General features: G+C 72.4%; 5 protein-coding genes and 2 pseudogenes. 2 read left to right on the top strand and 5 right to left on the bottom strand.

Going from position 1 to position 8,427, the window contains the following annotated elements; all coding sequences use genetic code 11:
- Positions 1-577: 577 nt before the first annotated feature.
- Positions 578-3,214 carry a Helicase associated domain protein gene (locus ACH4LD_RS42860; RefSeq protein ID WP_398059864.1) on the top strand — a complete coding sequence of 879 codons (2,637 nt, stop codon included), beginning with the start codon at positions 578-580 and terminating at the stop codon, positions 3,212-3,214.
- A gap of 155 nt (positions 3,215-3,369) precedes the next feature.
- On the opposite strand, the gene ACH4LD_RS42855 is transcribed toward ACH4LD_RS42860, so the two are convergent.
- The 4 genes and pseudogenes from ACH4LD_RS42855 to ACH4LD_RS42840 form a co-directional block, all read right to left on the bottom strand.
- Positions 3,370-3,879, bottom strand: a complete 510-nt coding sequence (locus tag ACH4LD_RS42855) for a transglycosylase SLT domain-containing protein (protein WP_398059863.1) — start codon at positions 3,877-3,879, stop codon at positions 3,370-3,372.
- A gap of 306 nt (positions 3,880-4,185) precedes the next feature.
- The gene (locus ACH4LD_RS42850; RefSeq protein WP_398059861.1) at positions 4,186-4,725 is read right to left on the bottom strand and encodes a hypothetical protein; all 540 of its coding nucleotides are present in this window, start codon (positions 4,723-4,725) and stop codon (positions 4,186-4,188) included.
- A 193-nt stretch (positions 4,726-4,918) separates the two neighbouring features.
- A pseudogene (locus tag ACH4LD_RS42845) lies at positions 4,919-5,065 on the bottom strand (AAA family ATPase); the annotation flags it as partial.
- 872 nt (positions 5,066-5,937) lie between these two features.
- On the bottom strand, positions 5,938-6,111 hold the full coding sequence (locus ACH4LD_RS42840; protein ID WP_398059860.1) for a hypothetical protein: 174 nt from the start codon (positions 6,109-6,111) through the stop codon (positions 5,938-5,940).
- 944 nt (positions 6,112-7,055) lie between these two features.
- Between ACH4LD_RS42840 and ACH4LD_RS42835 the strand changes: the two genes are divergently transcribed.
- The gene (locus ACH4LD_RS42835; protein ID WP_398059858.1) at positions 7,056-7,598 is read left to right on the top strand and encodes a DUF4232 domain-containing protein; all 543 of its coding nucleotides are present in this window, start codon (positions 7,056-7,058) and stop codon (positions 7,596-7,598) included.
- Here the strand turns inward: ACH4LD_RS42835 and ACH4LD_RS42830 are convergent.
- Positions 7,579-8,175, bottom strand: a pseudogene (locus ACH4LD_RS42830) (zinc-binding dehydrogenase); the annotation flags it as partial. The gene ACH4LD_RS42835 and the pseudogene ACH4LD_RS42830 sit on opposite strands and share 20 nt — an antisense overlap.
- Positions 8,176-8,427: the final 252 nt, after the last annotated feature.

Here is an 8,427-nt window from a genome sequence, read left to right as displayed (position 1 = left end):
GAGGGGAATCCGGCTCCGCCGGATTCCGGCCCGGTGCTGGGCCGCTCCGCGGCCCGGCACCGGGCGAACGGCGTGCGCTCCGCGCCCGCCTAAAGTGGCAGCAGTAGACGGGCGGTGGTGAACTGACGTGCCCTCAGCCTTACCGCCGGCCGGAGGTTCACCCAGTCCCCCAAGATCAGATGAAGCGCGGCGCTCAAACGCGATCACGAAAGCCCACAGAATCGACCCTCACAAGACGGGGGGTTACCACCCCTGACACACCAACCAACGCTAGAACCAGCCAATCTGACGGACCGTCCTCAACCGTCGTGCGTCATGATGTATCTTCGGGATAGAGTCTGGGCTCAGCACGCACCCCCTATCCTGGTTCCTCCCCTTAAGAGCTCACAACCTGAGACAGCATCACCGCCGTGCGATAAAGCCCCACGACAGCGGTTCCGTCCATCAATCTCTCATGTCATGACAGCGGCCCATCCACCCAAAAACAACCGCTGACCAGCCCTACAACACTTCACTCCACGGACACGAAGCCGATGGATCGCAACTCGTCACCTCTGCAACCCAAGCGGGCCTCTGAATGCCTCACATCGAATTGCGGCCGCATCAGGCGGAAGCCGTGGACGCCGTGGTGACTTACCTTCAGGAACCGCCCGGGGGACGTATTCCTCCGGAGGGACTGCGAACGCAAGTAATCGCTGCTACCGGATCGGGCAAGACGCTGATTGCCGTGGAATCCGCGCGGCGGCTTTCCGCGCGGCGGGTGCTGGTCCTGGTGCCGACGCGGGACCTGCTGACTCAGATGGCCGGCGCCTGGCGCCGAGGCGGCCGGCGGGGCGCCATGGTCGGGGTGTGCGACCTGCGGCCCGAGGAGAGTGACGGCATCCCCTGCACCACCGACCCGGATGAACTCCTGTCATGGGTGCAGGACCTGGATCAGGTGACTGTGTTCGCGACCTACGCGGCGGTGGGGCTGGGCAAGCTCCAGCGGGCGCACGAGGCGGGGTTGCCGGTGTGGGACCTGATGGTGGTGGACGAGGCGCACAGGACGAGTGGGGACGGTCTGAAGCCGTGGGCGGCGGTGCACCATCAGGCGCGGATTCCTGCGGTGCGGCGGCTCTACATGACGGCGACGCCGCGCGTGTGGCAGGCCGAGGGCGAGCAGCCCCGGTTGGTGGCGAGCATGGACGAGGACTCGACGGTGTTCGGGCCTGTGGCGTACGAGTTGAAGCTGTCGGAGGCGGTCCGGCGGGGGATCGTTGCGCCGTATCAGGTGGTGTGCCTGGACATCCGGGACCCCGGCCTGTACGCCGCGCTCGCCGAGGAAGCGGGGGGCTCGGACCGGGTGCGCGGGGCGCGGCTCGCGGCCCTTCAGGCTGGGCTGCTGACGGCCGCGGCGCGGGAGCGGCTGCGGCGCATCCTGACGTTTCACAGCCGGGTGTCGGAGGCGGAGGCGATGGCCCGGGGCGTTGCGTCGGTGGCGGCCCGGTTCGCCGAGGACGACCCGAAGACGTTCCCGGCGGCGGAGCGGGTCTGGGCGGACTGGCTCTACGGGGAGCACGCCCCTGGGTATCGGCGTGAGGTGCTGGCCGAGTTCGCTTCCGATTTCATCGGTGGTGCCCGGTCGGATATTCCGGCCGTGGTGCGTGTTCTCAGCTCTGTGAAAGTGCTGGGGGAAGGGGTGGATACGGCGCGGTGTGATGCGGTCGCTTTCTGTGATGCGCGGGGGTCCATGGTCGATATCGTGCAGATGGTCGGGCGCGCCTTGCGTTTGAGTCCGGGTGAGGGGAAGTTGGCGTCTTTGGTGGTGCCTGTGTTCCTCGGTCCGGATGAGGACGTCGATGACCTTTTGACGTCGGATGCGTACGGGGCCCTCGCGAGGGTGCTCGGGGCGCTCCGTGCGCACGACGCGGACACGATCGAGGCGCTGGCCGATCCACGGCAGCGCAGCGGACGCCGGACCGGTGACGAGGCAGCCCAAGTGCCGCTGTCGGAGGTTGAGTTGAGCGTCGAGAGCGCCGAGGATGACGAGGGCCAGGACCAGGACGACGAGGGTCTGGACCAGGGCGCCGAGGGCGGCCCGGAGGCGGACGTGGGCGGCGGGGATGACGTGTGGGTGAGCCAGGCGGCGGGGGCGCTGCTGCGGTTCAGCACTCCGCGCGATCCCGCTCTGCTGGCGCAGTTCGTGCAGTTGCGGGTGATCGATCCGGAGAAGACGTACTGGCGGCGCGGGATCGCGGCGGCCATTCGGTGGCTGCGGGAGAACGGCGGCGGAGAGCTGCGGGTGCCGTACGACTACGTGATGGGCGAGAACAGGACCCAGACCGAGGCCGAGGTCGAGAGTGGGGGTGAGGGGGAGAGCGGGGGCGGGTCGGCCGGCGTGGTCGCCGGGTTTCCGCTGGGGCGGTGGCTGGCCGATCAGCGCCGCTACTACAACGCGGGGACCCTGGAAGCCTCCCGCGTCGAGCAGCTCGACGCGCTGGGTATGGTCTGGTCCCACTACGACGTCGCGTGGGAGGAAGGTCTCACGGTCGCCCGGTCATGGGCCGCCGCACACGGGCACTTCCTGCCCCCGGTCAACGCGGTCGGGGACGGCGGCTATCCGATCGGGGTGTGGGCCAAGAACCGGCGCGCGGAGGCCCGCAGGGCTCTGGAGAACGCCGAGCGGCGCGCGGCTGGGGAAACGGTGCCCGTGGGCGTTGGGGAGCTGTCGGAGAGTCGTCTGGAGGCGTTGGGGGCCATCGACCCGGGATGGTGCCCGCTGGGGTGGACCGTGGCGTGGCAGCGCTGCTTCACCCTCACCCGCACCCACGTCCGAGCTGGGGGCACCCTCCCCGAGCGGGCGGGTGAACTCGTCGTCCAGGGCGAAGATCTCGGGGCATGGGCGCTCGCGCAGCGGCAGGGGTGGGACAAGCTGTCCCCCGCGCAGCAGTGGCTCCTGGGCAGCACGCTCGCCCTGGAGCCCGCCGGCCCCGGGGCGCGGCCCGGGAAGCTCACCGCAGACGACAAGTGGGCACTCAACCTCCGCGCGGCCCGGCAGTACCACGCCCGCGAAGGGCACCTACGCCCCGCACGGAAGCACATCGAACGCCTGGACGTCGACGGCGCCGCGGTCGACATCAAGCTCGGGACGTGGCTGGACAACACCCGCCGCCGGGCCGACAAGGTCACCCCCGAACGACGCGCCGAGCTGGACCAGCTCGGCATGCGCTGGTGAGGTCGGGAGCTCCACGCCGGATGGGACCGTGTCGAGTGGGCCGGCTCACGCTGGTTGTCGCCTTGGCGGGCGGGTTGTCGCCTGTCGGGGAGGCTGCTGCTTGACGCTCATGTCGAGCAGCAGCTTGTAGCTGGGCAAGGTTCCGCTGCAGTGGCTCAGTAGGCGGAGTTGACGTTGTCGATGGAGCCGTAGCGGTGGGCGGCGTAGTTGGCGGCGGCGGTGATGTTGGCGACCGGGTCGGTGGAGCTGTTGGCGGTGCCGGCGACGTGGAATGCCTTGAACGTGGGGTCGATGACCTGGAGCAGGCCCTTGGAGGGGGTGCCGTTCTTGGCGTTGACGTCGTAGTTGTTCTGGGCGTTGGGGTTGCCGCTGGACTCGCGCATGATGTTGCGGTGCAGGCCCTCGTAGGTGCCCGGGATGCCCTTGGTCTTCATGATGGCCAGGGATTGCTTGATCCAGGCGTCGAGGTTGTTCGCGGCGCCCTTGGCACCGGCGGGGTCGGCGGTCTTGGAGGCGATGGCGGGGGCGGCCTTGGGGGCCTCGGCGGCGTGGGCGGTGGCCGGCGTCAGCGTCAGGGCTGCGGCCGCGGCGCCGGTGGTGACCAGGCCGGTGACGGCCAGGTTGCGCAGACGGGTGAGGCGGGAGGCAGCGGTGATCGCGGTCATGGGGGTCTCCTACGGGACGTCTTTGAGGCGCCGGCCGGTTCATCCGGTCGCGGCCTGTCGGGCGTCGGGGCGAGGCCCCGCACGGCGCGGCGAGCATGGACGGTCCCGGCGGTCCCGCCCGGCCCGCTGCTTGCGGCGACGACAGACATGGTTAGCGACCGCGAGAACGGGAGGCAAGAATGTGACCTACTACCCAAGAGCGTAGAAATTGCCCTAATTCGGTCATTCTGTGGCTTTCCTGTGCGACAGACCGCTGTGCGGCTCTACGATCCCGCGTAGGACGTGACCTGCCTCTCGTGGGTGGCGTCACGCGGAGAGCCGGAAAATCAGGCCCCCGGGCCGGGCCTGCTCCACCCGGAAGAGGGCAGCACGCAGCCCGGAAATGCGTCCATGTGAGCGGTCCAGCCCTCTCCAGGGCGACGGCGCGATGCCGATGCGGTCTCGGCGGGCCCGCCGCGCGGGCCCCTCCCGGCGGGCCCGCCGGGAGGGGCCCGCGTACTTCTTGGCCTCGGCCAGGAAACCGAGCGCCGTCGTCCGGGCGGACGGGTCCACTTCCCGGGAGGCCGGCCCCTGCTTGCCGCAGGCGCCGTCGGTGCCGTAGGTGCCGCCGGCCAGCCACTCGTACACGGCCGCATCGACCGAGGCAGCCTGCGCCGCGCTGCGGGTCCGGCCGTACGTGCCCACGAGGCAGGAGGCGTAGGGGAGATGGGTGTCGGGGACGGGGCGGCCGGCGACCGAGGACGTCCAGTGCTCCACCGTCTTCGGGCCGGTGCAGCCGCCCGCCGCGTCCGGGCCCTTGCGCGTGGGATCGGCGCAGAACGTCTCGTAGGTGCCGTACACCGTCATGCCCGGCGGCCCGGATGCGCCGATATGGCAGCCGGCGGCGTGGCCATCGCTGTCGGGGATCGCGTACCGGTCCGAACGTGTCGTCGCTTCCCGTCGGGTAGGCGGGTGCGCTGGTGGAGCCAGGAGTGCAGGGTGCGCGCAGCTGAAGGTCGTCGCCGAGGACTTTCGCCGCACGGCAGGACGGCGCGAGGGGGATCAGGCGTCCGCTGGCCGCGTCCACGGCGTGGGCCACCGGCTTCACCGCCGTGGTCTTTGAGGCGCCCGCCGGGCCGAGACCCGCCCGCAGCAGTCGCTCGGACAGGACGAAAGAGGAGGCGAGCCCACGCTGCCCGGCGTCCATCGGACCGCGGTGAAGAGCGGCGACGCGGGCGAACGCTGCCCGGCCCACCGGCGGGATCACGCTCGCGCAGGCGGCGGTCAGACGCCGCACAGCCGGGCACGGCCGGGCACGCCCGGGGCGCCAGAACGCCGCGCAGCGGGCGGACCGCGGTGGTCAGCCGCCGCGGGACCCCCAGCGCCGCCGCTCGCCTTGCTCCTGGCGGTGGCTATCGCCCGTGTCGGGCGCGGCCGGGGCCACGGCGGGGGCCGGCACCGGGACCGCCGAGGGTGGCCGCGAGGAAGCAGGAGCGGCGCGGCAGGGCGGCGGCTCGGACGGCCGGACAGACGGAAACGGGACAGCGGACGCAGGCCCAACCCAGCAGCCGGCACAGTGCGGCGGCCAGCGCACGAGCCGGCGGGGTGCGGCGGCCAGCGCACGAGCGGGCAGGGAACACGACACACCGGCACGGGCGGCAATACACGAGCACGACGGGCACGGGCACGGGCACGCCAGACGACCGGGCAGCGGCGCGGAGACGCGCAGGATACGGCAGCGGGCGCGGACAGGAAGCGGCGCAGCGGGCGGGGCGGGTGGGGCGGGCAGGGCGCGGCCGCAGGACAGGGGACAGCAGGCGGCCCGGCCTCCGCAACAGTGGGCAGGCGGCGGGCGGCACGCGGGACGGACTAACGGCGGACAGGTGCCGCACGACCGGGCACGCCCCGGGGCGGTGAACATGTGGTCGTCCGCACTGAGCGGACGCGGCGCGGCCAGGGCGGCTCAGCCCGTCGGGACCGTGAGAACGCGGCGCCGGTTGGCAGGCCGGGCCGAGGCAAGTCAGCAGTCGTCTCCCGCTCATTGCCGACCCCGACCCGGTGGCGCCCGGGCCCGGCCGGTCAGTCGGTCGCCGTGGCCTGGGCGAGGTCCACCTCGCCGGCTTCGACCAGGGCCCGGCGCAATTGTTCCGTCTCGGCGGGACACTCGGCCTCGGACAGCGCGGCGGCGTGCAGCAGGGCTCGGGCGTACTGGCGGACGTCGGCGGGCGCCGCGCGGGCGGGACGGCCGGGCACAGCCGGGCCGCCAGAACACCGCGCAGCTCGGCGCAAGCCTGCGGACGGCCAGCGACCGGCGCGGCGCGGTGGGCGGGACGGCCGGGCCGCCGACGGGCACCCGGAGGCCGGACGCGGACAGCCAGGGGGCGCGGGCGGGGCCACGGCGGCCGGACGGCGGGAGGCCGTCTTCGTGCACGGCGCCGCGCGGCCGCAGAACGGCAGGGGTCCGGCACGGGCAGCGGACGGCGGGCAAGGCGCCGGGAGTACGGCGGCGGGCCCGGGCGCAGGACGGCCGGGCCCAGACACGCGGGCGCGGGGCCCCTCCGGCCGCCGGCCCAGGGGCCCGGCGCGACGGGCGGCCCGCCGCGGGACGGCCCACGAGCGCAGCGGGAGCAGGAGGACGGCGGGCACGCGCAGCAGGACAGCCAGGCGGGTGCGGGCCCGAGGTGACGGCGGCAGGCCGCCACGGCCCGGCGCGAGGCGGCCGCGCGGCGGTAAGGGCGACGGCGTGGACGGCCCGGCCCGGCGAGGGCCCGGAGCCGAGGAATGTGGGTAGAAGCGGCCGTAGCGCGGCGGGGGACGGCCGGACAAGGCCGGCGGCGAAGGCGACTGAAACGAGAGCGCCCCGGCCGGCGTGCCGGCCAGGGCGCCCCCGCAAAGGGGTGTGATCGTGAAGGGCGGTCGCCTACGCGGCGAAAGGCAATGCGAGGCTTCAGCCGAACGATCGTCCTCGCATGCGACAGATGAGGCCCGGGGACACAGTTCCCTTCACCATCACGCCTTGTTCAACCACACCTTCCCGGCGAACATTCCCGCGCCTCCACGAGTTCTTGCCCCCACCGCAGGCGGCGGAAAAGGTTGCCCGGCGCACCGAACCTCCGCCGGACATCGAGCGTCTCCCGGTGCGGGGGTGCGCACTGACCTCGCGCACCGAGCCGTATTCGAGGGGAACCGAACACGTCATGAAGACCAAAACGACCGCCGTGGCCGTTGCGGCGATCGTCGCCGCCGGCACCGCCGTCGCCGCCGTCCCGGCCTCCGCCGCCACCACCAAGGCCGCGCCGACGCGTTGCCACACCGCCGACCTGAAGGCCGGTTTCGCCACCGGGGACGACGCGAAGCCGGAGATGGGGCGGACCGGGAAGCAGACGCAGGCGTTCATCTGGTCCACCAACAAGAGCAACCGCACCTGCACCCTGTCCGGCTTCGCCGGTGTCGACATGGTCGGCGCCCAGAGGACCGACGGCACCTGGTCCCTGACGCGCTCCTCCAAGAAGCCCACGAAGGTCACCCTGGGGCGGGGGGACACGACGGACTTCAGCATCAACCTGCTCCCCGTTGCCAGGCCCACGCCGCAGAAGGAGAAGTTCGTCCCCGCACAGTTCCTGGTCACCCCGCCGAACGAGACGAAGCACTTCACCCTGAAGTGGCCGTTCGGCGGCCAGATCCTGAAGCAGGACGGCGCCACCCACCCGGGCACCTACCTCAACCCGGCCGGACAGTAACCCCCCGCGGCCGCACGGTCAAAGCTCCAGGAGGGCTTCGACCACGCGGCGCTCGTCGCTCGCCCATCGCCCGGCAGCCCTCGGTGACTGACCTGGTCCAGGGGCAGGGTGAGGTGGAAAACCCCGCCCGGTTGGATCCGGCCGGGCAGAACACGGTCGACCAGGTCGGGCAGGAAGCCGCGGACGGGTGCCGGACCGCCGCGCACGCCGACCTGAGAGAAGAACAGCTCCTGCCCGTCGACGGCCACCTCCAGCGGGACGCCGGCGCTGCCACCGGGGCGGGACGAGCACGCGGCCTGCCACGTGGACCCGGCGGCGCCGACGCGCTCCAGGGCCGAGTCCACGCCGAGGCCACCGGTCAGCTCCCTGATCCGGGCGATGCCCTCCTCGCCGACGATGGCGGTCACGCCGAACTCGGCCGCCGGCTCCTGCCGCCACTCGCACCGGCTCATGGCGATGATCCGGTCAGCGCCCCTTCCTTCGCGGCGATGACGCCGCACAGACCGACCGCCCCGTAACCGACCACAACGGCGGTGCAGCCGGCCTTCACCTCCGCGGCGAGGACCGCATACCAGCCACACGCGGCCGGACAGGACTTCCTCCCGGCCGCCCCGTAACCGACCACAACGGCGATGCAGCCGGCCTTCACCTCCGCGGCGAGGACCGCATACCAGCCACACGCGGCCGGACAGGACTTCCTCCCGACCGCCCCGTAACCGACCACAACGGCGATGCAGCCGGCCTTCACCTCCGCGGCGAGGACCGCATACCAGCCACACGCGGCCGGGCAGGACTTCCTCCCGAGCGCGCGCCGGAGTCGTACAGGGCG

The organism is Streptomyces sp. NPDC017676 (assembly GCF_044329325.1).
Lineage (GTDB): Bacteria > Actinomycetota > Actinomycetes > Streptomycetales > Streptomycetaceae > Streptomyces.
Note: the sequence above shows the minus strand (reverse complement) of the source record. Positions and strands in the feature narration are given on the sequence as shown.